We start from the raw sequence: 26,770 nt of genomic DNA, 5'->3' as shown, positions 1-26,770 counted from the left end.
CGATCAGACGCCGGCACCCGGTCAGTCCGCCAGCGGAACCACCTCGACACGTCCTCCCTCACCGGTGAGCACGAGAACGCGCTTGCCCGCCACTCCGTCCAAGACCCGGGCGAGTTCGCCGGCATCGGGCGCAGCTCCCGACCCAACGGCCGGTCCGGTCGCGGCCTCCGACCCGGCACCGACGACCGCCGCAGCGCGCCGCCACACCGTGACGGATGCCCCGGTGACGTTCTCAATTTCGCGCTTCTGAGCATCCGCGTCGGCGCCCGTGACCAAGATCACGCGGTCGATCAATCGCTCGCGAGTCGGGCGCTCCACCGCGAGAACCGCCCGATCGTGCCGCCACACACTGAAGTGGTAGCCACCGACCAGCCCGGTCGCCACGAGCCATCCCAACGGCGCCCGCACTTGTTCGATCAGGCCGCCGTCCACCCCGGGGTCGAGCGCGAACTCGAAAACACGGTATCCGACCGTCAACAGTGCGATGAGCGCCACCACGGCACTCAGACCGAACATCGCGACCAGATACACCCGACGGCCGGAGTATCCGGCCTCGTCTGCGCTGACGGGCGACGTCGGCCTCCACATCCGCCACCAGACCGGACCGCCGACCACGAGCGCGCTGATTCCACCGAACAGCAGCGAGCGGGCGTCTGCGCCGGCCAGGGTCGTCGTCGTCGAGGCGAGGACCGCATTCAGGATCACCCCGACCCCCGCAGCTGCCGCCACCACGCCGACACCCGACGTGACGAGAGCGCCGGCCCGTCGAGTGGCGTCGGAGCGGAGCCGTGCGACACCCCAGTGATAGAACCACACGAGGGAACCGACTGCCGCTGCGGCAATTGCCTCACCCAGCGGGTCAAGGAGCGTGTTGACCGGCTCGCTTCGGTCGAACGCGAGCCGGAGCAGTACGAACAGCACCGTGGCTATCCCGGTCAGAGTCAGGATGCTTGCTCCGAGCACCCCGACGACGATCAAGGCCACGGCGGCGAATCCGGTCTTCAGATGTTTGGCGTCGTCGTGCGTCCAGTGCCACCACCAGATCGCTCCCCCGGCGATGGCCGAGAGGAGCGCAGGGAGCGGAGTCTGCCACCAGGGGATTCCCGCCAGTGTCGCGGTCGCGGAACCTCGGATCGCCGTGTCGAACAGGTATCCGAGTGCATTGACGGCACCGCCGACTCCGAGCACGAGGCCGTACACCGAACCCAGGACGATCGGCACAGTGCGTAGTCGAACCTGGCCGAGTTCCGGCCGGTTCCACATCCAGCGGTGCCAGAGCCAGACCCCCGCCCAGACAATGCCGGTGGCGAATTCCCTGGGTTCCCAGGCCCCGTCGACGAGTGCGGATGCCGTGGCCACCAACGCGAGTGAGAACGTGATGAGGGAGACCACATACATACCGGCCAGGTAGAGTCCGAGCGTCAAAGACGACCGCTCTGCCTCACCCCGCAGTTTTCGCCAGACCGACCACCAGAGGAGGGCAGCGAGCGGCCCGCCGACCAGGGTGAAGGCGAGGGACAGCGCGAGACCGGTGGTGCCGCCGTCTGCCAGGTCGCTGCCCGTCTCAAGCAGCCGTGCGAGCAGACCGCTGAGCCCGATGGCGCCGATGGTCACAAGGGCGAACAGCAGCACGTACACGATCACGCGACGCACGGTCTGTTGGGCTGAACCGACCGACGGAGCGGCCGAGGTGTGAACGTCGCTCATCAGAGCCCCGATTCCCCGCAGATCGTGAGCTCCCACGGTGTCTTCTCGATCAACCATTCGTCGCCAATCTTGGTCAGGCCGAATTCATCTGCGGACTCATACTCGGACGGCCCGAACAGACCACCGCTGTACGAGGTGACCAGCGAGACCTTCACGTCGGCAGAGTCGGCCCGCTCCGCCGTATCGACCAGGACCACTCTGAGGTCGTCGGTGTAGACGTTCTCGAACCGGTCACACGTCGCGCGCACTGCAGGAGTGAGAAACTGCTGCGCCGCAGATTCATCCCCGGCGATGACGGCGGCAGCGTAACGCTGCACGACGCCCTGCGGGGTTGCCGCATCAAGGTTCTGTGGCGTACCGCGAGAGAACACGACGGCCAGAGCAATGATGACGAGGGCTGCGATGACGGAAAGAATCACCACAAGAGTGCGGTCCATCCTGGGGCGCGGGTTGGTGCGCGGGGTGGTCTTCGGGGTGGTCATGCAGCTCATCCTGGCGGAGTCAGCCCGCATCCGGGTGGATTCAGCGCCTCGCGGGTCAGCGTGGCGAGGCGGGTTGAACGAGCTCGGCGCGCTCAAGGTGCGCCCGCAGGCGATGGCCGACCAGGCGCATCCGCTGCAGAACCGCATCACGCGGATCGCCATCGGCTGACTCGGATTCAGACCAGTTCGCCAGCACCGCATAGGCATAGGTGCCGGCGGCCGCCTCGATGATCCCGACGTCTGCGCGCACCGTGCTGTCAGTTCCGGTCTTGTTCCAGAGACGTGAACCGCGGTCGGTGCCCGCATGCGCGAGTGGATCGAACCCGAACGCCGACGCGACCATCGAGAGATCCGTGTTGAGCATCATCCAGGCCAGGACCTGGTCGGAAACCGGGCGAGAGACCACGTCGCCGGTATGCAGTCGCCCCACGAGCTGCGCGAGTTCGACAGCGCTCCCCCGCGACAGCGTCGGCGGATGCTCGGGCCGGCGTTCGTCACGCACCCGGTCGAGCAATGCCGACCGGCTGAACCCGAGTGATCGCGTCATGGACGTGACGGCGTCGAGTCCGACCCGGCGCAGCAGAACGTTCGTCGCGAGGTTGTCGCTGACCGCGCCCACCAGCGCGCAGGCGTCGACGATGCTGAGCGACTCGGCCTGGAGCGTGTGCCAGACCCCGGAATCGGCGACGAAGTCGTCGGCTGTGCGAGTGAGCAGTTCGGCCGGGTCGAGTGTGCCCGCGTCGAGCTGCCTCGCCACTTCGATCAAGAGAAACAGTTTGCCGACACTCGCGGTCTGCAGCACCAGATCGGGTGCGAGCGACCACACCAGCTCACCCGTCACCGGGTTCGATACGACGATCGACCAACGTACCTCCGGCACAGCGAATTCGTTGACATCCATGTCGACCATGATGGATCAGCTCCAGCCGTAACGGCGAGCCAGCGCTGCCTGCACTCGTGCGTAGCGTGGGGCGTCGAGCGCAGCCGCCTCCCGGCGCATGCCGTCTGGCCAGACGCGGAAGACCCGGTCGATGTTCGCCCAGCTCGGCCGGCCCTCCCGATCCCACGGGCCGCTGCCCAGCTCGACGAAGTCGCCTTCGCCGGTGTGATCCTTGCTCGTCAGCTGCACCGCCAGCAGCGAGCCAGGCTTCTCTCTGGCGACGATGATCACCGGGCGGTCTTTGCCACGCCCGTCGTTCTCCTCGTAGGGCACCCAGGTCCAAACGATCTCGCCGGGGTCGGGATCTCTGTCCGGGTTCGGTGAATAGGTCGTCTGCACGGGCCGGATGCGGTGCGGGTCGACTTCCATGGTGGCTCGGGGGCCGGATCGACCGGGGGTCGCCTCAGACGGCGTCGTGTCCCGCGTGGATGCCGGCGGTCGCCGTGCGGGTGGCGGCTCGGTGTGCGGCTCGCGCGACGGGCGGAACAACGAGAGAAGGGAGGTGAGGAAGCGTTGGGTGCCTGACACACCCGAACACTACCTCACCTCCCGCGACCTCAATCGGTGGCTGCCGACGTGCGCCGGCGCATCCGCTCGGCGATCACCCGCGCGACCACGTCACGCAGTCAGACCCGCTCGAGCGCGTAGCCTTCTTCGCCGTGGACGAAGGTGTCGATGCCGGCGATCTCGTCTTCGTTCTTGACCCGGAATCCGATCGTCTTCTCAATGGCGTAGCCGAGCAGTAGTGCGACGACGAAGGAGTAGATCAGCACCGAGAAGGCGGCGATCGCCTGCACGGTCAGCTGGCCGAGGCCGCCGCCGGTGAAGAGACCGGTGTCGATGGCAAAGAAGCCGAGGTACAGCGTGCCGATGATTCCGCCGACCAGGTGGATGCCGACGACATCGAGTGAGTCATCGAAACCGAGCTTGAACTTGAGCTCGACGGCCATCGCGCAGACTGAACCGGCGACGACGCCGAGCACCAGGGCCCAGCCGGGTTCGAGGTTGGCACATGCCGGGGTGATGGCGACCAGACCGGCGACGGCACCGGATGCCGCGCCGACCGACGTCGCCTTGCCATCCTTGACCTTTTCGACAATCAGCCAGCCGAGGATTGCCGCGGCGGTGGCGCCCAGCGTGTTGACGACGATGAGACCGACGTTGGCGAGACCGTTCAGCCACTCGGCGCCGGCGTTGAAGCCGAACCAACCGAACCAGAGGATCGCGGCGCCCATCAGAACCAGCGGAACGTTGTGCGGCTTGGTGATTCCCTTCTGGAAGCCGACACGCTTTCCGAGAACCAATGCGAGCGCGAGCGCTGCGGCACCGGCGTTGATGTGTACGGCGGTTCCACCGGCGTAGTCGATGACGTTCGGCAGCCCCAGCGTGTCGCCGAGGCTCATGATCCAGCCTCCGCCCCACACCCAGGCCGCGACCGGGAAGTAGACGAGGGTTGCCCAGACGCCGGCGAAGATCATCCAGGAACCGAACTTGGCCCGGTCGGCGATCGCCCCGGAGATCAGCGCCACGGTGATGATGGCGAATGTCGCGCCGAAGGTGGCGCCGAGTAGGTTGGTGTTCGAGTCCTCACCCGTGGCCAGCGCACCGAGGCCGAAATCAGCGAACGGGTTGCCCGCAAATTGCAACGGGCTCGAAACCGTGCTCATGCTGAATCCGTAGAGGATCCAGAGCACACTGATCAAACCGAGTGCTCCGAAACTCATCATCATCATGCTGACGACGCTCTTGGCCTTGACCAGTCCGCCGTAGAAGAATGCGACGCCCGGGGTCATCAACAGCACCAGTGCGGTGGCTGTGACTCCCCATGCAATGCTTCCCGTGTCCATAGCTTGTCCTCACACTCTCAATTTGCTTCGGTGCACCGCGAGGACCGATTCCTGGAGATCGCCGGGGCGGACTCGGGTACGGCAACAGCTTCGGGCGTAGACGTTTCACACACCGGCATGTTGTGTTTCGGCCGGGTTACGAGCTGGCCGCGCAGGTTAAGAGAATGTTTCGGGCAGCACAACGCCCGTGCGCTCTCCTGGAGCGCACGGGCGTTGGAGCGCGATCGAGCTAGCCCGCGTGGGGCGGCAGCTCCCCCGTGGTCAGAGCGACCATGCGGGAGAGGGAGCGCAGGTACTTCTTGCGGTAGCCGCCGCCGAGCATTTCGGTGTCGAACACGTCGTGCAACGGCAGGCCGCTGGCGATGATCGGAATCTCTGCGTCGTACACCCGGTCGATGAATGCGACCAGGCGCAACGCATCCGTCTGATCGGTGAGCAGAAACACGTTCTCCAACACGATCACGTCGATGCCGGCGATCATCTTGATGTACTTCGACGGGTGCACGGTGCCGAGATGCTTGATCAGAGCGCCGAAGTCGTCTTCGCTGACCCGCGAGCCGCGAGTGAGCAGCGCGCCCACCAGGTGTTCGGCCTGCTCGGGAGCCGTCGCCACGGCCAGTCCGGAGGTGTCCCGGCGGCGATAGTCGAGTCCGTCGATGCGCAGGGTTTCGAAGTTCGACGACATCGCCTGAATCTCACGCAGAAAGTCGACGGCCGCGAATCGGCCCTCGCCGAGCGAGTTCGGCGGGGTGTTCGACGTCGCTGCGACGCGGGTGCCCGTGGCGACGAGCTCGCCGAGCATCCGGGTCATCATCATGGTGTCTCCCGGATCGTCGAGTTCGAACTCGTCGATGCAGATGAGCTTGGCTCCGGTGAGCTGCTTGACCGTGTCGGCGTAGCCGAGTGCGCCGACCAGGGCGGTGTATTCGATGAACGTGCCGAAATACTTCGGTCCCGGTGACGCGTGCCAGAGTGATGCGAGCAGGTGGGTCTTGCCGACGCCGAACCCACCGTCGAGGTAGATACCGGGAAGCTCGGTCTTCGGCTTGCGATTGCGCGAGAAGAATCCGCCGGGGCGCTGCTGGGCACGCCAGACACCGGCGAACTCACGGAGGCGTTCGACGGCCCCCGCCTGCGACGGGTAGTTCGCGTCGGGGCGGTAAGAGTCGAACGACGCGTTCTCGAACTGCGGCGGCGGCACCAACTCGGCGACAATTTCGGCACCCGAGATCTCCGGAGAGCGGTCGGCCAGCCGGTTCGGCTGACGGTGAGTGTGCTGTTCCGCCTCTGCGGTCATGTGTCGTACCCGTGTTTCGTTGGTCGAGAATCCGTGCCGAAGCATGACACCGGATGCAGGCGGCCCCCGCACCGCGTAGATTCGATCTGTCGGCAGGCTCCCAAGCCTAATCCGCACCCACACCAAACTTTGCGCCGTGACGGCGTGCTTCTGGAGGTTCGCCATGTCCGTAGAACTCGATCCGGCTGAAAAATTCGCCGCCTACGCCCACCCGGAACGTCTCGTCTCCACCGAGTGGCTGCAGGCGCACCTCAATTCGCCGGGCCTCGTCGTCGTGGAATCCGACGAAGACGTGCTGCTCTATGAGATGGGGCACATTCCCGGAGCAGTGAAGATCGACTGGCACACCGACCTCAACGACCCGGTCGAGCGCGACTTCATCGGCGGCGAGGCCTTCGCCGCGATGCTCGGTTCCAAGGGTGTGTCGCGCGACTCCACCGTCGTGATCTACGGCGACAAGAGCAACTGGTGGGCGGCATACGCCCTCTGGATCTTCACCCTGTTCGGCCACGAAGACGTGCGCCTTCTCGACGGCGGACGTGAGAAGTGGATCGCAGAAGGCCGCGAGCTGACGACGGATGCGACAGTGGTCACCCCGGTGGAGTACCCGGTGGTCGAACGCAACGATGCGCCCATCCGTGCCTACAAGGACGACGTGCTCGCCCACTTCGGCAATCCGCTGATCGATGTGCGTTCTCCCGAGGAGTATTCGGGACTTCGCACCACGATGCCCGCCTACCCCGAAGAGGGCGCCCTGCGCGGCGGACATATTCCGTCGGCGGCATCGGTTCCGTGGGCTCGGGCAGCCGACACCGATTCCACCTTCAAGCCGCGCAGCGAACTCGACGCCATCTACCGTGACGAAGCAGGGCTGTCCGACGGCGACGCTGTCATCGCCTACTGCCGGATCGGTGAACGCTCAAGCCACACCTGGTTCGTGCTCACGCACCTTCTCGGCTTCGAAAACGTGCGCAACTACGACGGTTCGTGGACCGAGTGGGGCAGCGCCGTGCGCGTACCGATCGTCACCGGTACTGAGCCCGGCGTCGCGCCGGCGCCGCGCTAACCCGACCTGTCAGGAGCGGGGGCATGAAAGAATAGACACGATGACTGAGACCGCGCTCCCCACCCAGCTCGCCGAGATTCGAGACGACTTTCTCGAACTCGAGCAAAAAGACCGCTTGCTGTTGCTGCTTGAGTTCTCGAATGAGCTGCCGGCGTTGCCTGCACGCTATGAGGATCATCCCGATCTTTTCGAGCGCGTCGTCGAATGCCAGTCTCCCGTCTTCATCTTCGTCGAGGTCGACGAGCAGGGCGGCGTGCACCTGTACGCCACGGCCCCGCGTGAATCGCCGACGACCCGTGGCTTCGCGTCGATCCTGGCGCAGGGTCTCGACGGCTTGAGCGTCGACGAGGTGCTCAGCGTTCCGGATGACTACCCACTGACGATCGGTCTCACACAGGCGGTCTCGCCGCTGCGCATCCGTGGCATGACCGCTCTTCTCGCTCGCGCCAAGCGTCAGCTGCGGGAGCGCGTCGCGGCCCTCTAGCCTTCGCTCATGCGTTCTGGCGTGCGAGGCGCGCGAGCCACGACGTGATTGCTGCATTCCACGGCGTCGGGTCGTGGTTCCACAGCTTGGTGTGGCGCGCCTCGGAGAACGGCACGAAAGTGACGATGTCCGGGCGCGCTGCGGCCAGTGCCCGTGACCCCGTCGACGGCACGTAGCCGTCGTCATCACTGTGCATGAGCAAGATCGGCACGTCGAGATCGTCGGCCCGTGCAACGACATCGAGGCGGGCGAACGCAATCGGTACTGCTTGTCCGGTGACCGCGCGCCCCCACCGGTGCCCCATCACGGTCATCGCGCCCTGCGCCACGACAGCGGGGAGGTTCAGCAGCCTCCCCTGGAAGGCGACGACATCTGCCCAGTCAATGGCCGGCGAATCGAGCACGATCCCGGCGATGAGTTCCCGGTGACGCGCTCGCGCGAGGGTCTGCAGAGCAATTGCTCCCCCCATCGACCAGCCCATCAGCACCACACGCTTGGCACCCCGATTGCGAGCGAACTCCAATGCTGCCTCGACGTCTTCCCACTCGGTGTCACCCAAGCCGTACTTGCCGTCGGCGCTGGCCGGGGCATCGCCGTCGTTGCGATACGAGACCAGAAGCGAGGTGTACCCGGCCTGCCGAAAGGCCGGCACGGCGCGCAGGGTTTCCTGCCGGCGCACGCCGCGACCGTGTACTTGAATCACCCAGTTGTCGCCAGCCGAATCTGCTTCTGCCGGGATCAACCAGGCAGGGGCGAGTCCCACTGCCGCGGGAATCAGAACGTTCTCATAGTCGACACCGAGAGCCCACGGCCCGAGATAAAACCATCCGCTCCAGCGCCCCGCCGTCGCACGGTCCAGATCACCGAAGTCGACCGCTTCGACCACGCGCGTCACCGTCTGGCCGTCACGCGACAGAATCTCGCCGAGCCGAGCATGACCTGCGTCGCCGGAGAACCAGAAACCGTACAGGCCCACCAGCACGGAGTCGGGTGTCGCCTGCAACGTGACGGTTCCGGCAGCCCGGTCGTAGGCGAGCACGCGGATGTCGTCAATCTGACGTTTGGGGGGCGTCACGACAGCTCGAGCCATGACCGCGGCCAACACCCCGCCGCCCACCACAAGAGTCACCGAGAGTGCCGAGACCGCAACTGCGGCCAGACCCAGAATCCGCAACGGGTCCGGGCCATTCCGCTTTGCTGCCATACGCACCTCCAGCTGGTCGGCGTGCCTCTGAGACAGCGCACGGAAAAAACTCTAGTCTGCACTCGTGCCCCAAACAGAGGACAAGTCGACACTTCCGCCAGAGTTCGCCAGAGCGGTAGATGCAATTCACCGTGCGCAGAGCCGGCCCGAGCTTGTCATGACCGAAATATCAGCGCCCGGCAATCTCGCTCCCTATGCGATCGCACTGGCCGCTGACGTCGCTCCGTCACGCCACGGCAGCGATTCGGATCTCGGCACCGGTCGCTTCATTCTGCTGTACGACCCCGAGGAGCCAGAGGAGTGGGGTGGTGCATTCCGCGTCGTCTGCTTCGCTCAAGCTCCACTCGAGACCGACATCGGACTCGACCCCTTTCTCGCGGGTGTCGCCTGGGCCTGGCTCGTCGATGCTCTCGAAACTCGCGGCGCCACATACACCGCGGCCTCGGGCACAGCCACCAAAATCATCTCGTCCGGTTTCGGCGAACTTGCCGAGCAAAGCGACGGCGCCCAGATCGAACTGCGCGCATCGTGGAGTCCGCTGAGTTCGGACCTCGCGGCCCATGTCGCCGGCTGGGGCGACCTGCTCTGCATGCTCGCGGGCCTTCCGCCCACCGGCGACGCCATCAGCATCCACTCTGTACGACGAGCTCCCCGAGGCTAAAACCATGACCGAAACCTCCTCAGAACACCATGTGATCAGCACCCGCGATGAGTATCTCGACGCGGTCGCGCTGCTTGAACGCGGCACCGGTCCGATCGGCATCGACGCCGAACGAGCATCGGGGTTCACCTATTCGCAGCGCGCCTACCTGATCCAGGTGTTTCGGAGAGGTGCCGGAACGTTTCTTTTCGACCCGCCGGCAATCGGTGATTTCCGTGAACTGAATGATGCTTTGGCTGATGCGGTGTGGATTCTTCACGCGGCGAGCCAAGACCTCGCCTGCCTGCGCGAAGTCGGGCTCGACCCGGCCCGGATTTTCGACACCGAACTCGCTGCCCGTCTGCTCGGGTTGCCCCGGGTCGGCCTCGGCACCGTTGTCGAGGAACTGCTCGGCATCCACCTGGCCAAGGAGCATTCCGCGGCGAACTGGTCGACCCGTCCGTTGCCCGATGCCTGGCTCGTCTATGCCGCGCTCGATGTCGAACTGCTGCCTGACCTCCGCGACAAGATGGTCCCGCTGCTCGCGGAGTCCCAGAAGACCGAGATTGCCGAGCAGGAGTTCCAGGCTGTCCTCGCCAAAGAGCCGAAGCCGGCCCGCGTGGATCCCTGGCGCAAACTTTCCGGGGTTCATTCCCTGCGCGGCCAGCGCAATCTGGCCATCGCCCGCGAACTCTGGCTGTCACGGGACGCATTGGCTCAGCACCTCGATGTCGCCCCCGGACGCCTCGTTCCCGACGCATCGTTGGTTGCCGCGGCGCGAGTCGCTCCGTCAAACAAGCAGGCGTTGGCCAATCTGCGCGAGTTCAGTGGGCGCGCAACCCGCACCGAAATCGACCGCTGGTGGACCGCAATTTCGACCGGGCTGACCACCACGGACCTGCCCGACACACGGGTGAACGGTGACACGTTGCCTCCTCCCCGCGCCTGGGCCGAACGCAATCCCGAGGCCGATCTGCGTTACAAGGCGGCGCGCGCCGCGGTCACCGAACTCTCCGAGGCTCTCTCGATCCCGACCGAGAACATCCTGACCCCCGACTTTCTGCGCCGCGTCTGCTGGTCTCCGCCGGCGGGTGAGAACGCCGCATCGATCGCCGCGGCACTCGCTGAACTCGGCGCCCGCCCCTGGCAGATTGACGCAACTGCACAGTTGATTGCCGATGCCTTTGTGGATGCGCGCCAAACGACACCGGATACGGACTCCCCCGCTTCGTAGAAAGAAGCAAAGGATTCTGCTCGGGTTCCGGTCCGTCCCTAGGATCAATCCTGGTTTGACTGATTAGTGGAGGCATTGTGGCCGAAAGAGCAGAAGTCGTCTTTGTGGATGGGGTCCGTACCCCGTTCGGACGCGCCGGTGAAAAGGGCATGTACTGGGGCACTCGTGCCGATGATCTGGTGGTCAAGGCCATCATCGGCCTGATGGAACGGAACCCGCAGGTTCCCGGTGGTCGCATCGACGAGGTCGCCATCGCCGCCACCACGCAGACCGGAGATCAGGGACTCACCCTGGGCCGCACCGCCGCTCTGCTCGCCGGATTGCCGAAGTCGGTTCCCGGCTTCGCCATCGACCGGATGTGTGCCGGCGCGATGACAGCTGTCACCACGATGGGCTCCGGCATCGGCTTCGGCGCCTACGACCTGGCGATCGCCGGAGGTGTCGAGCACATGGGCCGGCACCCGATGGGATCGGGCGTCGACCCGAACCCGCGTTTTCTTTCTGAGCGTCTCGTCAGCGAAGACGCACTGATGATGGGCGCAACGGCCGAGCGCATTCACGACCGGTTCCCGGCGTACACCAAGGACCGTTCCGACCGCTTCGCACTGCGCAGCCAGCAGAAGGTCGCCGCCGCCTACGCAGCGGGCAAACTCCAGCCCGACCTCGTGCCCGTCGCCATCCGCAGCGAAACCGGCTGGGGCTTGGCCACACGCGACGAAGCGCCCCGGCCCGAAACGACCCTCGACGGCCTCGCCACGTTGAAGACACCGTTCCGCCCGCACGGTCGGATCACGGCCGGCAACGCCTCGGGGTTGAACGACGGCGCCACCGCGTGCCTGCTCGCCAGCGCCGACACGGCCGCAGAGCTCGGCCTCAGCGTCAAGATGAAGATGGTCAGCTTCGCCTTCGCCGGCGTCGAGCCCGAGGTGATGGGCCTCGGCCCCGTTCCCTCGACCGAAAAGGCGTTGCGCAAGGCCGGCTTGTCGATCACCGACATCGGCCTCTTCGAATTGAACGAAGCATTCGCCGTTCAGGTCATCTCCTTCCTCGACCACTTCGGCATCGACGACGACGACTCACGTGTCAACGAATATGGCGGCGCCATCGCGATCGGCCACCCGTTGGCTGCGTCGGGCGTGCGTCTGATGAACCAGCTCGCCGCGCAGTTCGCCGAGCACCCCGAGGTGCGCTACGGCCTGACGGCCATGTGCGTCGGCCTCGGCCAGGGCGGCACCGTCATTTGGGAAAACCCGCACTTCAACCGGAAGGCACGCTGAGAATGACCGACTACTCCACCATCGACTTCACCCCCCTGGTTGAGTTGTCGGCCGATGAGGTCGTCACTCATTCGCTCGTGCGCGACATCGGGCTCTCCGGCGGCCGAACGTTGGCACTCGTCACGCTCGACAATGGGCGCGACCACACCCGTCCCAACACCCTCGGCCCACTGACCTTGCTCGAGTTCGCCTCGACGATGGATGCGCTGAAGGCTCGCGCCGACCGCGGCGAGATCCAAGGTGTCGCCGTCACCGGCAAGCCGTTCATCCTGGCCGCCGGCGCCGATCTCAGCAAGGTCAGCGAGATACCCAGCTTCGCCACCGCGAAGCAGCTGGCTCAGCTCGGCCACTTCGCGCTGGGCAAGCAGTCCGAGCTCGGCGTTCCGTCATTTGTGTTCATCAACGGCCTCGCCCTCGGCGGCGGCCTTGAAATCGGCTTGAACGCCGACTACCGCACGGTTGACCAGAACGTGGCGGCGATCGCTTTGCCCGAAGTCTTCCTCGGGCTCATTCCGGGCTGGGGCGGCGCCCACCTGCTGCCGAACCTGATCGGTATCGAGAACGCGCTCAAGGTCGTCATCGAGAATCCGTTGAAGAACAACCGCACGCTCAAGGGCAAAGACGCCTTGTCGCTCGGAATCGCCGACATGATGTTCCCGTCGGCGACCTTCTTGGAGAAGTCGATTGCCTGGGCCGACGGCGTCATCGCCGGCACCACAAAGGTCGCCCGCCCGAATGCACCCGGCAAGGTGGAACGCCTGGTCAAGTGGGATGCTGCGATCGGCATTGCCCGCAAAATGCTGGAGAGCCGCATCGGGACGGTCGCAAAGTCCCCGTACCTGGCGCTTGATTTGCTGAAGGCTGCCAAGAACGGTACGAAGGCCGAAGGATTCGAACGCGAAGACGACGCCCTCGCGACCCTCGTCAGCGGCGACCAGTTGCAGGCCAGCATCTACGCCTTCAACCTCGTGCAGAAGCGGGCCAAGCGTCCGGCCGGGGCACCGGACAAGGCATTAGCGAAGAAGATCACCCAGGTCGGAGTCATCGGCGCCGGCCTCATGGCCAGCCAGTTCGCGCTGCTCTTCGTACGTCGCCTGCAGGTTCCGGTGATCATCACCGACCTCGATCAGGCACGCGTCGACAAGGGCGTCGCGTACATTCACGATGAGATCGCCGCGCTCCAGGGCAAGGGACGCATCTCAACGGATGAGGCGAATCGCCTGCAGGCGCTCGTGACCGGCACCACCGACAAGTCAGACTTCGCCAACTGCGACTGGGTCATCGAGGCCGTCTTCGAAGAGCTCGGCGTGAAACAGGATGTCTTCGCCGAGATCGAGAAGCACATCGCGCCCGACGCCATCCTCGCGACGAACACCTCATCGCTGTCGGTCGAAAAGATCGGTGCGAAGCTTGCGCATCCGGAACGCCTCGTCGGCTTCCACTTCTTCAACCCGGTGGCCGTGATGCCGCTGATCGAGGTCGTGAACGCCCCGCAGACCAACGAGGTGACGTTGGCAACGGCCATGGTCATCGCGGCGAAACTGCGCAAGAACGCGGTCATCACGAGCGACTCCCCCGGCTTCGTCGTCAACCGCGTGCTCGCCAAGCTGCTCGGCGAGGCGATGCACGCCGTTGACACGGGAACCCCGTTTGAAGTTGTCGATCACGCGCTTGACTCGTTCGGCCTGCCGATGACTCCGTTCGAGTTGCTCGAACTGGTCGGGCTGAAGGTCGGCGCTCATGTGCTCGACACCCACCACGCCGCGTTCCCCGACCGGTTCTTCGAGAGCGAGAACCTGCACAAGCTCGCCGAGTACGGCAAGATCTTGGACCGCGACGCGAAGGGCAAGATCAAGGGCTTCGACAAGGGCGCGATGAAGATCGTCGCCGGTGGAACGACACCGATGACCGCCGACGAGATTCTGCGTCGCGTCGAAGACGGCCTCGCCGACGAGATCAAGCGGATGCTCGACGACGACGTGGTTCACGCAGCGGAAGACATCGACCTCTGCATGATCCTCGGTGCCGGCTGGCCGTTCCAGGCCCCCTGTCGGGTCTCGACAAGCTCGACCAACGGACTAGCGGTTCAACGGAGTCATGTCGGAATAGCGGTCACCGGCGGGTGCCTCGATCGCCGAGAGCCGCGCAAGCTGATCTGCGCTCAACCTGAGCGCATCCGCCCCCACGTTCTCCTCCAATCTGGACACCCGTTTCGTGCCGGGGATCGGCGCGATGTCATCGCCTTGCGCGAGAAGCCAGGCCAGCGCCACCTGGGCCGGCGTCGCGTCGAGTTCTCGCGCCACCGCATCAACCTGCTCGACGATGCGAATGTTCGCGGCCAAGTTCTCACCCTCGAAACGCGGATTCGACCGACGAAAGTCACTCTCATCGAGCTGGTCGAGCGAACGGATGGTGCCGGTCAAGAATCCGCGACCCAACGGCGAATAGGGCACCAGGCCGATGCCGAGCTCGCGCAGCACCGGAAGCACCGCCGCTTCGGGGTCGCGTGTCCAGAGTGAATACTCCATCTGCACCGCGGTGACCGGATGCACGGCATGTGCTCGTCTGATCGTCGCCGGCGCCGCTTCGGAGAGGCCATAGTGGCTGATCTTGCCGTCGGCGATAAGTTCACTGAGCGCGCCGACTGTCTCTTCGATCGGCACGTCCGGATCCATCCGGTGTTGGTAGTAGAGATCGATGTGATCGGTGCCGAGGCGACGGAGCGAGCCCTCGACTGAGGAACGCACGTTCGCCGGCGTGCCGTCGTAGCCGCGGCTTCCATCCGGCTTTCGCACGATGCCGAACTTGGTGGCAATCACGGCATCGTGGCGACGACCGGCGAGGGCACGGCCCAGAAGCTCTTCGTTGAGGTACGGACCATACATCTCGGCGGTGTCGAACAGGGTGACCCCGAGATCGATCGCACGATGGATCGTGCGCACCGATTCTGCGTCATCCGCCCCGGCTCCCGAGTAGAACGCCGACATGCCCATGCAGCCGAGGCCGAGGCGGGAGACCTGCAGGCCGGTGGTACCGAGATCGATGATTTTCATGAGGGTGCAACCTTTTCTGAGTAGAGGGAGATCTTGTGGTCGATCGCGGCGAGACTGCGTTGCAGCTCGTCGAGTTGCGCGACGACACTGATGCGGTGGCGCAAGAGGAGTTCGAGCCGATCGGCGCTGGTGCCGTCGCCCGCGCGAGCAAGCTCGACGTACTCCTTGATCTGGGCGATCGGCATCGAAGTCGATCGGAGGCGCGTCAGAAAGACGACCCAGGCCACGTCGCGCTCGGAGTAACGGCGATGCGTCGACGACGCCCGTTCGATCTCGTTCAACATGAGCCCCGCACTCTCGTAGTAGCGCAGGGTATGCGTGGTCAATCCGGTGCGTTCTGCAGCTTCGGCAATGGAGAATTGCTTCGAAATAGTGGGCATAGGGCAACCCTAAAACTTCGAGTGCACTTCAAGTCAAGCTCGGCGCTGATTGGATGCGTCGTGTCGGCGTTCGCGGGAAACGCACCGATGCTTCCTGTCATCTGCGGCGAATCGCTCGCGCGATATTCAGGCGCGCCAGGCTGCGTCTTTGACATACGTGTCGGCGAACACGGCCAGGCGCGAAACGAACTCAGTGATCGAGGCGACCGCATAGTGCTCAGGGTCCCAACAGGCGTGGATCGGCAGACACACCGGTTCTCCGGCTGAACTGGCGATGAAGACCGGGTAAGCGCCGAATCGCGGCAAGTCGGTTGCCACACCGACGCCGCGACCAGAGGCAGCAAGTGCCTGCACCAGGCGGGGTGACGGCACCTGCTCAAACGAGCCATACCGCAGGCCTTCAGCGTTGACCGCGTCGTCGAGCACGGTGCGCGTTGGATGATTCTGGGCCGGTAGCACCAGGTCTTCCTCCAACAGCTCTGCCACGCTGATCGTGGTGACCCGCTGTGTCGCCCAGGGATGCGCCAGGGACGTGTAGGCCCGCAAGGGAACACGTGTCAACGCGAGCGAGTCAAGGCCGCTGCTCGGCGGGTGTGAGGCCGAGATTCCAATATCGCAATTGTCACGGACCGCGTCGTGAACCCGGTCGGGGTCGACAGGCCGCACCGTCACGAATGCGTCGCCGGCGTCGAGGGAGGCGACGAATGGTGCCACGATCTCGGTGATTGTCGTGTCGGCGGCCGCAATCGAGATCCGGGACAGCGTTCCCTTGGCCATCTGCCTGGCGAGCATCTCGACGCGGTCCGCACGTGTCACGAGGTCAGATGCGACGTGCACCATCTCTCTCCCTGCCGGCGTCAGCGAGAGCCGCGGGCCTGTGCGAACAAACAGGTCAACGCCCAGCTCCTTCTCGAGGGCTTGGAGCTGCCTCGAAATCGCCGGTTGCGCCACACGGAGGTGTTCGGCCGCCGAGGTCACCGTGCCGTGCTCGACGACGGACAAGAAGTAGCGCAGGTGCCTGATTTCCATGAGCTGGATTATGCCATGGAGGCATAGCTATTGCCCAGCAATAGGCATTGGACAGAATAATGCCGCTCCGAAACGATTGACCAAACGTTCAAGCGCCCATTACTCAGACAGCCCATTACTCAGACAAAGGAGTCGTTGTGTCCCTACTCTCACTCGACACGTGGCTCACGCCGCCACATAATCGTCGTTCGCTGCACCAGGTCGACAAACTCGTAGCCACGGATGTGATCTCCAGAGGCGATCGTGCGCCCCTCCCCCTGCACGCCTCGGATTCACCGCAGAACCTCGAGGCGTGCACCGTGGCTCTCTCGCCCGAGCGCGAGGCACCGCTGCACGAGTTTCTGGCGCTGACCAACACCGATTCCATCATCGTTCTCCACGACGATGAGATTCTCTACGAAAAGTACTTCGACGACAACACGCCGGAGTCGCGCCACATCGTCATGTCGATCTCAAAATCGGTATGCGCGATGGTCGCGGGAATTCTCGTTGGCGAGGGTCTTCTCGACGTCGACGCTCCGACCATCAGGTGCATCCCCGAGCTCGCCGGCGGCTCCTACGGTGGAGCCACCGTGCGCCAGCTTCTGGACATGACCGCCGCCCCTGACTTCGACATGAGTTACACCGATCCGTCGACCGAAGTGCAGGCCGGCGACCGCTCGGCCGGCTGGCGGCCGCGGCGCGCTGATGACGCAGACGGAACGCGGGCGTTTCTCGAAGGGCTGCAAGGTTCCGGCGAGCACGGAGCGGCATTCCAGTATTGCTCCGCGACCACGGATGTGCTGGCCTGGGTGCTCGAAAGGGCGGCGGGCATCCCCTATGCGCGGCTTCTGGAGACGAAACTCTGGCAGCACCTCGGCGCCGAAGCTGATGCGCTCATCACCGTCGACAACCATGGCACGCCCTATGCCTGTGCGGGCATCAACATGCGATTGCGTGACCTCGCCCGATTCGGCCGGCTCATCCTCGATGGCGGCCGGATCGACGGGCGTCAGGTCATCCCAGAGGAGTGGATTCGCGCGACCTCCCGCGGCGGCGACTTCGACACGTTCAGCGACGAGGAGCCCCGCCCGGGCACCTACCGAAACCAGTGGTGGGTTCCCGGAGACAGCCACGGCTCGTTCTATGCCGTCGGAATCTTCGGCCAGTACCTCTGGCTCGACCCGACCACCGGAGTCATCATCGCGAAATTCTCCAGCGAAGTCGACCCACTCGGACACAGCAGCCAGCACATCAACGCACTGCGATCCATTGCCTCCCGCGCAACCGGTTCGCGCCCCGCCGACAATCGCCCCGAAAGGACGAGCAAATGAGCACCGATCAGCCGCGCACCGGCGCGCTCGAGCAACGCTCCATCGACTACATTCCACTCAACGAGCGTCACGGGAAGCCGTGGCACCTGTTCACCGTCTGGTTCTCCAGCAACCTGCAAATCACCGGTCTCGTCACCGGCGCACTGGCCGTCATCGTCGGCCTCGATCTTGTCTGGGCGATCATCACGATCGTCGTCGGCAATCTCATCGGCGGGGTCTTCATGGCCTACCACTCCGTACAAGGACCGCGGATGGGCGTTCCCCAGATGATTCAGAGTCGTGCGCAGTTCGGATTCCTCGGTGCGCTGCTCCCGGTCGCAATCGTCCTCTGCATGTACGCCGGATTCGCCATCGAAGGCGGGGTCGTCACCGGACAAGCGTTGGCCACCTGGGCGCACATCCCCTTCGCCAGCTCCGTGATCATCCAGGCCTCGATCGGCGCCGTCATCGCAATCGTCGGCTACCGCCTCATCCACATCACCAGCCGAGTCGTCACCGTCATCTCGACGATTCTGTTCGCCGTGCTGACTATCGCCCTGCTCTCCCAGCTGCCGAGTGAGCTTCCGGTTGGCCCACCGCCCGCGTTCGGCACGGTGCTGCTCGCGCTCTCGATCTTCATCTCGTGGCAGATCACCTGGGCGCCGTATGTCTCCGACTACTCGAGGTATCTTCCGGCCAACACCCCGGCGAGCACGACGTTCGCCTGGACCTACGTCGGCTCCACGCTCGGGGCATCCTGGGTGATGATCCTGGGCGCCCTCGCCGCTTCGATCAGCGCAGAGAACATGGGTGAGGACGCCATCGGCTTTCTGAGCGGCCTGGTGCCCGGCCTGAGCGGGGTCATCCTGTTCGCGCTCCTGATCAGTGTCATTCCCGCCGGCGCCAACGGAGCATACGGCGCATATCTCAGCTTCATCAGCGCCGTCTCCGCCGAAGGAAACGGTCGGGCAACGCCGAGGGTCCGAACCATCTTCGTCATCGTCTTCTCCGTCATCGTCTCCACGATCACTATCGCGGCCAACGGAGACATCCTGGGAACCGTCCAACAGATCACCCTGTTCTTGCTGTACTTGCTGGTGCCGTGGACGGCGATCAACCTGACGGACTACTACTTCGTGCGTAAGGGCAATTACGAGGTCGCTGAGCTCTTCAAACCGCGCGGGGTGTACAAACTCGTCAACTGGCCGGCTGTCATCATCTACCTGGTCGCGATCGCCGCCGAGATCCCGTTCATCAACAGCACCCTGTTCGTCGGCCCCTTCGTCCCGCTCCTCGGCGGCGCAGACCTCGCCTGGATCGTTGGTCTCGTGCTGCCCACCGTGCTCTACCTCGGATATGCACAGACGCAGAAAGTGAAGTCACCCCAATCCGACCTGGCCGCCGATATCGTCGGCTGACAGGAGATTCCACTCTCTTGATGTGAGAAGCGGTCGGGACCAGGTCTGGTCCCGACCGCTTTCGGTCTTCAAGTGCCACGTGCCCCGGGCCGGCGGCGGTGTGGGCTACGCCTGCGGGTGAAAGATCACCGGAATTGCGCCGGTGTTCGTGCCGTCCGCGGCCAACGCCCGTGCCCGGGGAAGCTTGCTGCCCTGCACCATCCCGATGACATCGTGCGAGATCTTCTCAGCGGTCAGACCGACCCGCTCGAGAATCTCAGCACGCGTACCGTGGTCGAGGAACTCGTCGGGCAGACCCAGCTCGGTCACGGCGGTGTCGACGCCGGCTTCGCGCAGGTCTTGACGGATGCGAGTTCCCACGCCCCCGACCCGGATGCCGTCTTCGATACTCACGACGAGGCGGTACTCGGCCGAGAGGGTCACGATGCTCTTCGGCACCGGAACCACCCAGCGCGGGTCGACGACCGTCGCCCCGATGCCGGCGGCGGCCAGATTCTCGGCGATCTCGAGTCCCATCCCGGCCATCGGCCCGACCGTGACGATCAGCACATCTTTCTGTGCCGACTCGCGAAGGATATCGGCCCCGTCGTCCAGTCGACGCACCGCCGGGTAGTCGGTGCCGGTGCTGCCCTTCGGGAACCGCAGTACCGTTGGGGCGTCTTCCACCGCGACGGCCTCGACGAGCTCTTCGCGCAGACGAGGTTCGTCGCGCGGGGCCGCCAGACGGATCCCCGGCACGACCTGAAGAATTGCGAGGTCCCACATGCCGTGATGGCTCGGACCGTCTGGACCGGTGACACCGGCCCGGTCGAGAACGAAGGTTACCCCGGCCTTGTGCAGCGCGACATCCATCAAAACCTGGTCGAACGCCCGGTTCATGAATGTCGCGTAGAGAGCGACAACCGGGTGCAGGCCGCCGAAGGCCAGCCCGGCTGCACTGGTCACCGCGTGCTGTTCGGCGATGCCGACATCGTGCACCCGGTTCGGAAAACGCTCGGCCATGCGGTGCAGTCCGGTCGGGCGGAGCATCGCGGCTGTGATTCCGACGAGGCGTTCATTTTCGGTGGCGAGCCGCAGTAACTCATCGGCGAACACCGAGGTCCAGCTCGGGGCACCGGCCAGCTCGACCGATTCACCGGTCTCCGGGTCGATCTGGCCGACGGCGTGGAATTGGTCTGCCGTGTCCTGGATCGCCGGCTCGTAGCCTTTGCCCTTCTGAGTGATCGTGTGAACGATCACCGGGGCGCCGTAGCCCTTGGCCTGGTTGAGGGCTTCCTGCATCGCGTCGAGATCGTGACCGTCGACCGGGCCGATGTACTTGATGTCGAGGTTCGAGTAGAGCGCCTCGTTGTTCGAGAAGCGTGAGAGGAAGCCGTGGAGGCCGCCGCGCACACCGCGGTAGAAGGCCCGCCCGGGCGAGCCGAGCTTGTCGAAGGCGTCACGACTCGAAATGTACAGATTGCGGTAGCTGCGCCGGGTGCGCACCGTGTTCAGGAAGCGGGCCATGCCGCCGATGGTCGGTGCGTACGAGCGGCCGTTGTCGTTGACCACGATGATGAGGCGCCGGGTGTTGTCGTCGCTGATGTTGTTCAGCGCTTCCCAGGTCATGCCGCCGGTCAGCGCGCCGTCGCCGACGACAGCGATCACGTGGCGGTCGTTCTGTCCGGTCATGGCGAAGGCCCGGGAGATCCCATCAGCCCACGAGAGCGAACTCGACGCGTGCGAGCTCTCGACGATGTCGTGCACCGACTCGGAGCGCTGCGGGTAGCCGGCCAAGCCGCCGGTCTGGCGCAGACGGGCGAAATCTTGCCGTCCGGTCAGCAGTTTGTGCACATACGACTGGTGCCCGGTGTCGAAGATGATCGCATCCTTGGGCGAATCGAACACACGGTGGATGGCGATGGTCGTCTCGACGACGCCCAGGTTCGGGCCCAGGTGACCACCGGTCTTGGCAATCTCCTGCACCAGAAATTCGCGGATCTCAGCGGAAAGCTGAAGCAGCTGTTCCTTCGAGAGGGCGTCGAGATCGCGGGGACCAGTGATCGACTCAAGAAGGGTCATGCACTGCCTTTCGTGTACCGGCACGCCGGTCGAACTGAAAGCACAAGTCTATGCCGTGCGACTGGTTGAACTCCGAGCATCGCCTTTCGCGCGCCAGAGTCCCGCATCCGGCATGATGGACCGCAGTCGAACGTTCGAGGGAGAGCAAGGATGCAGGTCGAGACCATCGGCGCGGATGCCGCACCCGCCGTCACCATCACCAGTGGCCGAATTCGCGGTGTGCGCCTCGCACAGATCGACCGCTATTGGGGCGTTCCGTACGCCGCAGCCCCCGTCGGCGCGAATCGGTTCGCCGCCCCGCAGCCCGTTGCCGCCCACGAAGGCGAACGCGACTGTCGGCAGATGGGCGCCACGCCCCCGCAGTTGCCCTATGCCGGCGGAATGGAGAACTACCTCTCCACAGTGACGGTCCCGGGCGACGAGATCTTGAATGTGAACATCTGGGCGCCGGCCGCGACTCCGGCCGAGTTGCCAGTATCCGATGCGACAGCGTCCGCAGCGACAGCATTCGAGGCGGCAACATCCGATGCTGCACATCCGGTGATCGTCTGGATCCACGGCGGTTCGCTCAGCCGCGGGTCGAATGCGATCACGGCCTACGACGGAACCGCCTTCGCGCGCGACGGCGTGGTGTTCATCGGGGTCAATTACCGGCTCGGCGCCGAAGGATTTTCGGTGCTCGACGACGCCGACACCAACCTGGGCCTTGCCGACCAGGTCGCGGCACTGCAGTGGGTGCGGCACAACGCCGCCGCGTTCGGCGGAGACCCGGCCAACGTCACGGTGATGGGTGAATCAGCGGGCGCGATCTGCATCGCCGCGTTGCTCGCGCACCCCGATGCATCCGCCCTCTTCGATCGCGCGATCATGCAGAGTGGTCCGCCCGACTCGCGGCCCCGCAAGAAGAGCCGGCTCATTACCGATCTGATGGCGAAGGACCTGCAGATTCCCGCCAACCGGGCTGCGTTCTCCGCCATGAGCGCGACGCGGCTTCTCGAAGCGCAGAAACGTGTGACGGCCGGCACGACGCCGATCACCGGCGGCCCGGCCTACACCCTCACGCTCGACTCCAACCTGGTGCCGAGAAATCCCGGCACGGCCCTCGCGGCCGGCGCCGGCAGAGGCATCCCGCTCCTGATCGGCACGAACACTGAGGAGTACCGGCTCTGGTTCATCCCGACCGGACTGATGCAGAAAGTCGGCTGGCTGCACATCCTCGTAGCGATGCTGAAGTTTCGCATCTCGCCGCGCACAGTCAGCCGCTATCGGCGCAACCGGCCCGGCTGCAGCGTGGGCGAGCTCTTTGGTGCTCTCGCCACCGATCTGCTGTTGCGTGTGCCGGTGAACCGCCTGGCCGACGCCCGTTTTGCCCAACCGGATGGGGCGACCACGCACGTCTACGAGTTTGCCTGGCGCTCCCCCGTCGCCGACCTCGGCGCCTGCCATGCGCTCGAACTCGGATTCGTTTTCGACACCCTCGCAAGCGACGATGCGCAAGGCATGGCCGGGCCGACGGCTCCGCAGCAGCTGGCCACCGACATGCACGACGCCTGGGTGCGCTTCGCGAAGACGGGAGATCCCGGCTGGCCGACCTGGAATTCCTACCGCCCGGTTCGGGTCTGGGATGGCACGGCCAACCCGCTCGCTCATTCCCCACGTGAAGACGAGCGGGCGAGCTGGCGGTAGCTGCCGACTGGAGCCAGCAGCCGCCTTACGAGCAGGTACCCCACAGGCCAACGCCCGATGACCGGGCGGAGTCTTCGGCCCAGCGAAGGAGCTCCGAGTAGGCGTCGTTCGGCGCATAGGTGACTTCTTCGGCCGCACCGCCGGCAACCAGCTCGTAGTTGACGAAGTGGCCGTCCTCGGTCCACAGATAGAACAGGCTGCGGCCGTATTGATCGAGCGGCTCGACGTCGCCCGTGACACCGACCTCAGTCCCCTCCGGCAGGAGCGCACGCAGCTGCTCGGTCGCTTCACTGCCGTAGCATTCGGCGTTGTCGCCGACCTCGGGAGTGTCCAGTCCGAGGAGACGCACTTTGAGTCTGCTGGAGTCCGACGTGGCAGCATCGGCAGGCAGGAGAAAGAGTGTGTCGCCGTCGTGCACATAGTCAACGGTCATCACCGTGGCATCGGCCGGGCGGGCAGGGACGTCAGAACTGTCGGCCCCAGCGGCCTCCTCCGGCACGACATCCGCCGGTACCGCCCCGCTTTCGGCATTCGCGGTGAGCGACTCCGAACTGCCGCCCTCCGTGGCTGAAGCCAGCATGGCTCTGAACGAAGCCGGAGCAGACGAAATCATCGGGACAATCAACGGCGAGAAAGCGAAGACCGCCGCCACAATCACGGCCCCGACGGTGAACGTGCCGATTCGCTTCACGCTTCGATTCCCCATCATTTGAGACTAGGACACACGTGGATGGCCGGAGATGCACAGAGGGCCGGATTCCGTTCGGAATCCGGCCCTCTGAGTTGCTACGGGGTGTGACTACGCGACGAGCGAGCGCAGCACGTACTGCAGAATGCCGCCGTTGCGGTAGTAGTCAGCCTCACCCGGGGTGTCGATGCGCACGACGGCGTCGAACTCAACGACGGCCTTGCCGGCCGGCGAGTTCTCGGTCGGGGTCGCGACGACGCGCACCGTCTTCGGGGTGGTGCCGTTGTTCAGCTCGTCGATGCCCGTGATCGTGACGGACTCCGTGCCATCGAGGCCGAGCGACGCCCAGCTTTCACCGGCCGGGAACTGCAGCGGCACGACACCCATACCGATGAGGTTCGAGCGGTGAATACGCTCAAAGCTCTCGGTGATGACGGCCTTGACGCCGAGCAGGCTGGTTCCCTTGGCTGCCCAGTCACGCGACGAACCGGAGCCGTACTCCTTGCCACCGAAGATGACCAGCGGGGTGCCGGCTGCCTGGTAGTTCTGCGATGCGTCGTAGATGAACGACTGCGGGCCGTCGGCCTGCGTGAAGTCGCGGGTGTAGCCACCCTCGACGCCGTCGAGCAGCAGGTTACGCAGACGGATGTTGGCGAAGGTGCCACGAATCATGATCTCGTGGTTTCCGCGACGCGAGCCGTAGGAGTTGTAGTCGATGCGAGCGACACCGTGCTCGTCGAGGTAACGGCCGGCGGGGCTGTCGGCCTTGATCGAACCGGCGGGGCTGATGTGGTCGGTGGTGACCGAGTCGCCGAGCTTCGCGAGAACGCGCGCGCCCTCGATGTTGGTGACCGGCGTGGTCTCCATGGTCATTCCCTCGAAGTACGGGGGGCGACGCACGTAGGTCGACTCGGGGTTCCACTCGAAGGTGGCACCGGTCGGGGTCTCCAGCGAACGCCAGCGCTCGTCACCCTCGAAGACGCCCGCGTACTGCGTCTCGAACATGCCGGAGTCGATCGACTCGTCGATGGTCTTCTGCACCTCGGCCGCGTCGGGCCAGATGTCCTTGAGGAACACGTCGTTGCCGTCGTGGTCCTGACCCAGAGCATCCGTGTCGAAGTCGAAGTTCATCGACCCGGCCAGTGCATAGGCGATGACCAGCGGCGGGCTGGCGAGGTAGTTCATCTTCACGTCGGGGTTGATGCGCCCCTCGAAGTTGCGGTTGCCCGAGAGAACTGCCGTGACGGCCAGGTCGTTCTCGTTGATCGCAGCGGAGATTTCGTCTTCCAGCGGGCCGGAGTTACCGATGCAGGTCGTGCAGCCGTAACCGACCAGGTAGAAACCGAGGTCTTCGAGGTAGCCGTTGAGGCCGGCCTTTGCGTAGTAGTCGGTGACGACCTTGGAGCCCGGAGCAAGCGTGGTCTTGACCCACGGCTTCGACTTCAAGCCCTTCAGCGAGGCGTTGCGGGCTAGGAGACCGGCAGCGAGCATCACCGAGGGGTTCGAGGTGTTGGTGCACGAGGTGATTGCGGCGATGGCGACGGCACCGTTGTCGATCGTGAACTCACGGCCGTCGGCCAGGGCGACCTGGGTCGGCTGCGTGTGTGAGACCGGCGCGTGGCTCGCGTGGTGTGAGTCGCCCGACTGGTGCGAGATGCGGTGAGCGGTCTCTTCATCCTGCGGCGTCAGACCGATCGGGTCGGAGGCCGGGAAGGTGCCCTCGATGGCCGCGTCGACACCCGAGATCGGGGTCGAGGCGTAGTTGTCGAGGTCGATCTCGAACTGGCTCTTCGCCTTCGACAGCTCGATGCGGTCCTGCGGACGCTTCGGGCCGGCGATCGACGGTACGACGGTGCCGAGGTCGAGTTCGAGGTACTCGCTGAAGACGGGCTCAGCGTCTGCGTTGTGCCAGAGGCCCTGCAGCTTGGAGTACGCCTCGACGAGGGCAACCTGCTCGGCGCTGCGGCCGGTGAGGCGCAGGTAGTCGAGGGTGACGTCGTCGATCGGGAACATGGCAGCCGTGGAACCGAACTCCGGGCTCATGTTTCCGATGGTGGCGCGGTTCGCCAGCGGAACGGCGGCAACGCCGGCTCCGTAGAACTCGACGAACTTGCCGACGACGCCGTGGCGACGCAGCATCTGAGTGATCGTGAGCACGACATCCGTTGCGGTGACGCCGGTCGGGATGGTGCCGTTGAGCTTGAAGCCGACAACCTTCGGGATGAGCATCGAGACGGGCTGGCCGAGCATCGCTGCTTCGGCTTCGATTCCGCCGACGCCCCAACCGAGCACGCCGAGGCCGTTGACCATGGTGGTGTGCGAGTCGGTGCCGACGCAGGTGTCGGGGTAGGCCTGGAGAACGCCGTTGACCTCGCGGGTCATGGTGACGCGGGCGAGGTGCTCAATGTTAACCTGGTGAACGATGCCGGTTCCGGGCGGGACGACCTTGAAGTCGTCGAACGCGGTCTGGCCCCAGCGCAGGAACTGGTAACGCTCGCCGTTGCGCTCGTACTCGATCTCGACGTTGCGCTCGAAGGCGTTCTCGGTGCCGAAGAGGTCGGCGATGACGGAGTGGTCGATGACCATCTCGGCCGGAGCGAGGGGGTTGATCTTCTTGGGGTCGCCGCCGAGGGCTTCGACTGCCTCACGCATGGTGGCGAGGTCGACGATGCAGGGAACGCCGGTGAAGTCCTGCATGATCACGCGGGCCGGCGTGAACTGGATCTCGGTGTCGGGCTCTGCGGTGGGAACCCACTCGCCGAGAGCACGGATGTGTGCGTCGGTGATGTTGGCGCCGTCTTCGGTGCGGAGAAGGTTCTCGAGCAGCACCTTCAGGCTGAATGGGAGCTTTTCGAAGCCCGCTACCGCGTCAAGACGAAAGACTTCGTAGTCTGTCTCGCCGACGCGGAGGGTGTCCTTTGCCCCAAAGCTGTTGACCGCTGATTTTCCAAGCTCCGACACGGTGCCCTCTCCTTCGTGGAGAAC

General features: G+C 65.0%; 21 protein-coding genes and 1 pseudogene. 9 read left to right on the top strand and 13 right to left on the bottom strand.

The window, feature by feature from the left end; translation table 11 throughout:
- Positions 1–21: 21 nt before the first annotated feature.
- The 6 genes from AB4Y63_RS17460 to zapE form a co-directional block, all read right to left on the bottom strand.
- Positions 22–1,707: a DUF5671 domain-containing protein gene (locus AB4Y63_RS17460; RefSeq protein WP_441792339.1), complete on the bottom strand. Its 1,686-nt coding sequence runs from the start codon at positions 1,705–1,707 to the stop codon at positions 22–24.
- Positions 1,707–2,189 carry a hypothetical protein gene (locus AB4Y63_RS17455; RefSeq protein WP_441792338.1) on the bottom strand — a complete coding sequence of 161 codons (483 nt, stop codon included), beginning with the start codon at positions 2,187–2,189 and terminating at the stop codon, positions 1,707–1,709. Before AB4Y63_RS17455 ends, AB4Y63_RS17460 begins: the two co-directional genes overlap by 1 nt.
- A 55-nt stretch (positions 2,190–2,244) precedes the next feature.
- On the bottom strand, positions 2,245–3,090 hold the full coding sequence (locus AB4Y63_RS17450) for a serine hydrolase (protein WP_441792337.1): 846 nt from the start codon (positions 3,088–3,090) through the stop codon (positions 2,245–2,247).
- 15 nt (positions 3,091–3,105) lie between these two features.
- On the bottom strand, positions 3,106–3,657 hold the full coding sequence (locus tag AB4Y63_RS17445; RefSeq protein WP_441792336.1) for a type II toxin-antitoxin system PemK/MazF family toxin: 552 nt from the start codon (positions 3,655–3,657) through the stop codon (positions 3,106–3,108).
- Positions 3,658–3,755: 98 nt separating this feature from the next.
- A complete protein-coding gene (locus AB4Y63_RS17440) occupies positions 3,756–4,976 on the bottom strand; it encodes an ammonium transporter (RefSeq protein WP_441792335.1) in 1,221 nt (406 codons plus the stop codon).
- Positions 4,977–5,205: 229 nt separating this feature from the next.
- A complete protein-coding gene (zapE, locus tag AB4Y63_RS17435) occupies positions 5,206–6,273 on the bottom strand; it encodes a cell division protein ZapE (protein ID WP_441792334.1) in 1,068 nt (355 codons plus the stop codon).
- Positions 6,274–6,436: 163 nt separating this feature from the next.
- Between zapE and AB4Y63_RS17430 the strand changes: the two genes are divergently transcribed.
- Complete coding sequence (locus tag AB4Y63_RS17430; protein WP_441792333.1) at positions 6,437–7,339, top strand: sulfurtransferase; 903 nt, start codon at positions 6,437–6,439, stop codon at positions 7,337–7,339.
- A 40-nt stretch (positions 7,340–7,379) separates the two neighbouring features.
- Positions 7,380–7,823, top strand: coding sequence for a SufE family protein (locus tag AB4Y63_RS17425; RefSeq protein ID WP_441792332.1), 444 nt, complete (start codon positions 7,380–7,382; stop codon positions 7,821–7,823).
- Positions 7,824–7,830: 7 nt separating this feature from the next.
- Here the strand turns inward: AB4Y63_RS17425 and AB4Y63_RS17420 are convergent, their stop codons facing one another.
- Positions 7,831–9,027, bottom strand: a complete 1,197-nt coding sequence (locus AB4Y63_RS17420; RefSeq protein WP_441792331.1) for an alpha/beta hydrolase family protein — start codon at positions 9,025–9,027, stop codon at positions 7,831–7,833.
- A 64-nt stretch (positions 9,028–9,091) separates the two neighbouring features.
- Between AB4Y63_RS17420 and AB4Y63_RS17415 the strand changes: the two genes are divergently transcribed.
- The 4 genes and pseudogenes from AB4Y63_RS17415 to AB4Y63_RS17400 all read left to right on the top strand — a co-directional run.
- Positions 9,092–9,688: a DUF3000 domain-containing protein gene (locus AB4Y63_RS17415; protein ID WP_441792330.1), complete on the top strand. Its 597-nt coding sequence runs from the start codon at positions 9,092–9,094 to the stop codon at positions 9,686–9,688.
- Positions 9,689–9,692: 4 nt separating this feature from the next.
- Complete coding sequence (locus AB4Y63_RS17410; RefSeq protein WP_441792329.1) at positions 9,693–10,901, top strand: HRDC domain-containing protein; 1,209 nt, start codon at positions 9,693–9,695, stop codon at positions 10,899–10,901.
- Positions 10,902–10,978: 77 nt separating this feature from the next.
- On the top strand, positions 10,979–12,178 hold the full coding sequence (locus tag AB4Y63_RS17405) for a thiolase family protein (protein WP_441792328.1): 1,200 nt from the start codon (positions 10,979–10,981) through the stop codon (positions 12,176–12,178).
- Between the two features lie 2 nt (positions 12,179–12,180).
- Positions 12,181–14,220 (top strand): annotated as a pseudogene (locus tag AB4Y63_RS17400) (3-hydroxyacyl-CoA dehydrogenase NAD-binding domain-containing protein); the annotation flags it as partial.
- A gap of 36 nt (positions 14,221–14,256) precedes the next feature.
- On the opposite strand, the gene AB4Y63_RS17395 reads toward AB4Y63_RS17400, so the two are convergent.
- The 3 genes from AB4Y63_RS17395 to AB4Y63_RS17385 all read right to left on the bottom strand — a co-directional run bounded on the left by AB4Y63_RS17395 (position 14,257) and on the right by AB4Y63_RS17385 (position 16,640).
- The gene (locus AB4Y63_RS17395; protein ID WP_441792327.1) at positions 14,257–15,231 is read right to left on the bottom strand and encodes an aldo/keto reductase; all 975 of its coding nucleotides are present in this window, start codon (positions 15,229–15,231) and stop codon (positions 14,257–14,259) included.
- Complete coding sequence (locus AB4Y63_RS17390; RefSeq protein WP_441792326.1) at positions 15,228–15,611, bottom strand: MerR family transcriptional regulator; 384 nt, start codon at positions 15,609–15,611, stop codon at positions 15,228–15,230. The genes AB4Y63_RS17395 and AB4Y63_RS17390 overlap by 4 nt, the downstream gene beginning before the upstream one ends.
- A gap of 126 nt (positions 15,612–15,737) precedes the next feature.
- Positions 15,738–16,640: a LysR family transcriptional regulator gene (locus tag AB4Y63_RS17385; RefSeq protein ID WP_441792325.1), complete on the bottom strand. Its 903-nt coding sequence runs from the start codon at positions 16,638–16,640 to the stop codon at positions 15,738–15,740.
- Positions 16,641–16,777: 137 nt separating this feature from the next.
- Between AB4Y63_RS17385 and AB4Y63_RS17380 the strand changes: the two genes are divergently transcribed.
- A complete protein-coding gene (locus AB4Y63_RS17380; RefSeq protein ID WP_441792324.1) occupies positions 16,778–17,953 on the top strand; it encodes a serine hydrolase domain-containing protein in 1,176 nt (391 codons plus the stop codon).
- Positions 17,950–19,350, top strand: coding sequence for a purine-cytosine permease family protein (locus AB4Y63_RS17375; RefSeq protein WP_441792323.1), 1,401 nt, complete (start codon positions 17,950–17,952; stop codon positions 19,348–19,350). Before AB4Y63_RS17380 ends, AB4Y63_RS17375 begins: the two co-directional genes overlap by 4 nt.
- Before the next feature lie 105 nt (positions 19,351–19,455).
- Here AB4Y63_RS17375 and dxs read toward each other — a convergent pair whose 3' ends face one another.
- The gene (gene dxs, locus AB4Y63_RS17370; protein ID WP_441792322.1) at positions 19,456–21,411 is read right to left on the bottom strand and encodes a 1-deoxy-D-xylulose-5-phosphate synthase; all 1,956 of its coding nucleotides are present in this window, start codon (positions 21,409–21,411) and stop codon (positions 19,456–19,458) included.
- Positions 21,412–21,561: 150 nt separating this feature from the next.
- On the opposite strand from dxs, the gene AB4Y63_RS17365 reads away from it, so the two are divergent.
- A complete protein-coding gene (locus AB4Y63_RS17365; RefSeq protein WP_441792321.1) occupies positions 21,562–23,097 on the top strand; it encodes a carboxylesterase/lipase family protein in 1,536 nt (511 codons plus the stop codon).
- Positions 23,098–23,122: 25 nt separating this feature from the next.
- Here the strand turns inward: AB4Y63_RS17365 and AB4Y63_RS17360 are convergent, their stop codons facing one another.
- The gene (locus AB4Y63_RS17360; RefSeq protein ID WP_441792320.1) at positions 23,123–23,803 is read right to left on the bottom strand and encodes a thermonuclease family protein; all 681 of its coding nucleotides are present in this window, start codon (positions 23,801–23,803) and stop codon (positions 23,123–23,125) included.
- A 93-nt stretch (positions 23,804–23,896) separates the two neighbouring features.
- On the bottom strand, positions 23,897–26,746 hold the full coding sequence (locus AB4Y63_RS17355) for an aconitate hydratase (protein WP_441792319.1): 2,850 nt from the start codon (positions 26,744–26,746) through the stop codon (positions 23,897–23,899).
- Positions 26,747–26,770 lie beyond the last annotated feature (24 nt).

The organism is Leifsonia sp. YAF41 (genome assembly GCF_052113185.1).
Classification (GTDB): Bacteria; Actinomycetota; Actinomycetes; order Actinomycetales; family Microbacteriaceae; genus Cryobacterium.
Note: the sequence above shows the minus strand (reverse complement) of the source record. Positions and strands in the feature narration are given on the sequence as shown.

Excerpts from the sequence above, each read along its gene's own strand:
- AB4Y63_RS17440 (WP_441792335.1), bottom strand. The coding sequence starts at position 4,976 with ATGGACACGGGAAGCATTGCATGGGGAGTCACAGCCACCGCACTGGTG.
- AB4Y63_RS17430 (WP_441792333.1), top strand. The coding sequence starts at position 6,437 with ATGTCCGTAGAACTCGATCCGGCTGAAAAATTCGCCGCCTACGCCCAC.
- AB4Y63_RS17420 (WP_441792331.1), bottom strand. The coding sequence starts at position 9,027 with ATGGCAGCAAAGCGGAATGGCCCGGACCCGTTGCGGATTCTGGGTCTG.
- AB4Y63_RS17460 (WP_441792339.1), bottom strand. The coding sequence starts at position 1,707 with ATGAGCGACGTTCACACCTCGGCCGCTCCGTCGGTCGGTTCAGCCCAA.
- AB4Y63_RS17375 (WP_441792323.1), top strand. The coding sequence starts at position 17,950 with ATGAGCACCGATCAGCCGCGCACCGGCGCGCTCGAGCAACGCTCCATC.
- AB4Y63_RS17360 (WP_441792320.1), bottom strand. The coding sequence starts at position 23,803 with ATGGGGAATCGAAGCGTGAAGCGAATCGGCACGTTCACCGTCGGGGCC.
- AB4Y63_RS17450 (WP_441792337.1), bottom strand. The coding sequence starts at position 3,090 with ATGGATGTCAACGAATTCGCTGTGCCGGAGGTACGTTGGTCGATCGTC.
- zapE (WP_441792334.1), bottom strand. The coding sequence starts at position 6,273 with ATGACCGCAGAGGCGGAACAGCACACTCACCGTCAGCCGAACCGGCTG.
- dxs (WP_441792322.1), bottom strand. The coding sequence starts at position 21,411 with ATGACCCTTCTTGAGTCGATCACTGGTCCCCGCGATCTCGACGCCCTC.
- AB4Y63_RS17365 (WP_441792321.1), top strand. The coding sequence starts at position 21,562 with ATGCAGGTCGAGACCATCGGCGCGGATGCCGCACCCGCCGTCACCATC.
- AB4Y63_RS17395 (WP_441792327.1), bottom strand. The coding sequence starts at position 15,231 with ATGAAAATCATCGATCTCGGTACCACCGGCCTGCAGGTCTCCCGCCTC.
- AB4Y63_RS17390 (WP_441792326.1), bottom strand. The coding sequence starts at position 15,611 with ATGCCCACTATTTCGAAGCAATTCTCCATTGCCGAAGCTGCAGAACGC.
- AB4Y63_RS17455 (WP_441792338.1), bottom strand. The coding sequence starts at position 2,189 with ATGACCACCCCGAAGACCACCCCGCGCACCAACCCGCGCCCCAGGATG.
- AB4Y63_RS17425 (WP_441792332.1), top strand. The coding sequence starts at position 7,380 with ATGACTGAGACCGCGCTCCCCACCCAGCTCGCCGAGATTCGAGACGAC.
- AB4Y63_RS17410 (WP_441792329.1), top strand. The coding sequence starts at position 9,693 with ATGACCGAAACCTCCTCAGAACACCATGTGATCAGCACCCGCGATGAG.
- AB4Y63_RS17385 (WP_441792325.1), bottom strand. The coding sequence starts at position 16,640 with ATGGAAATCAGGCACCTGCGCTACTTCTTGTCCGTCGTCGAGCACGGC.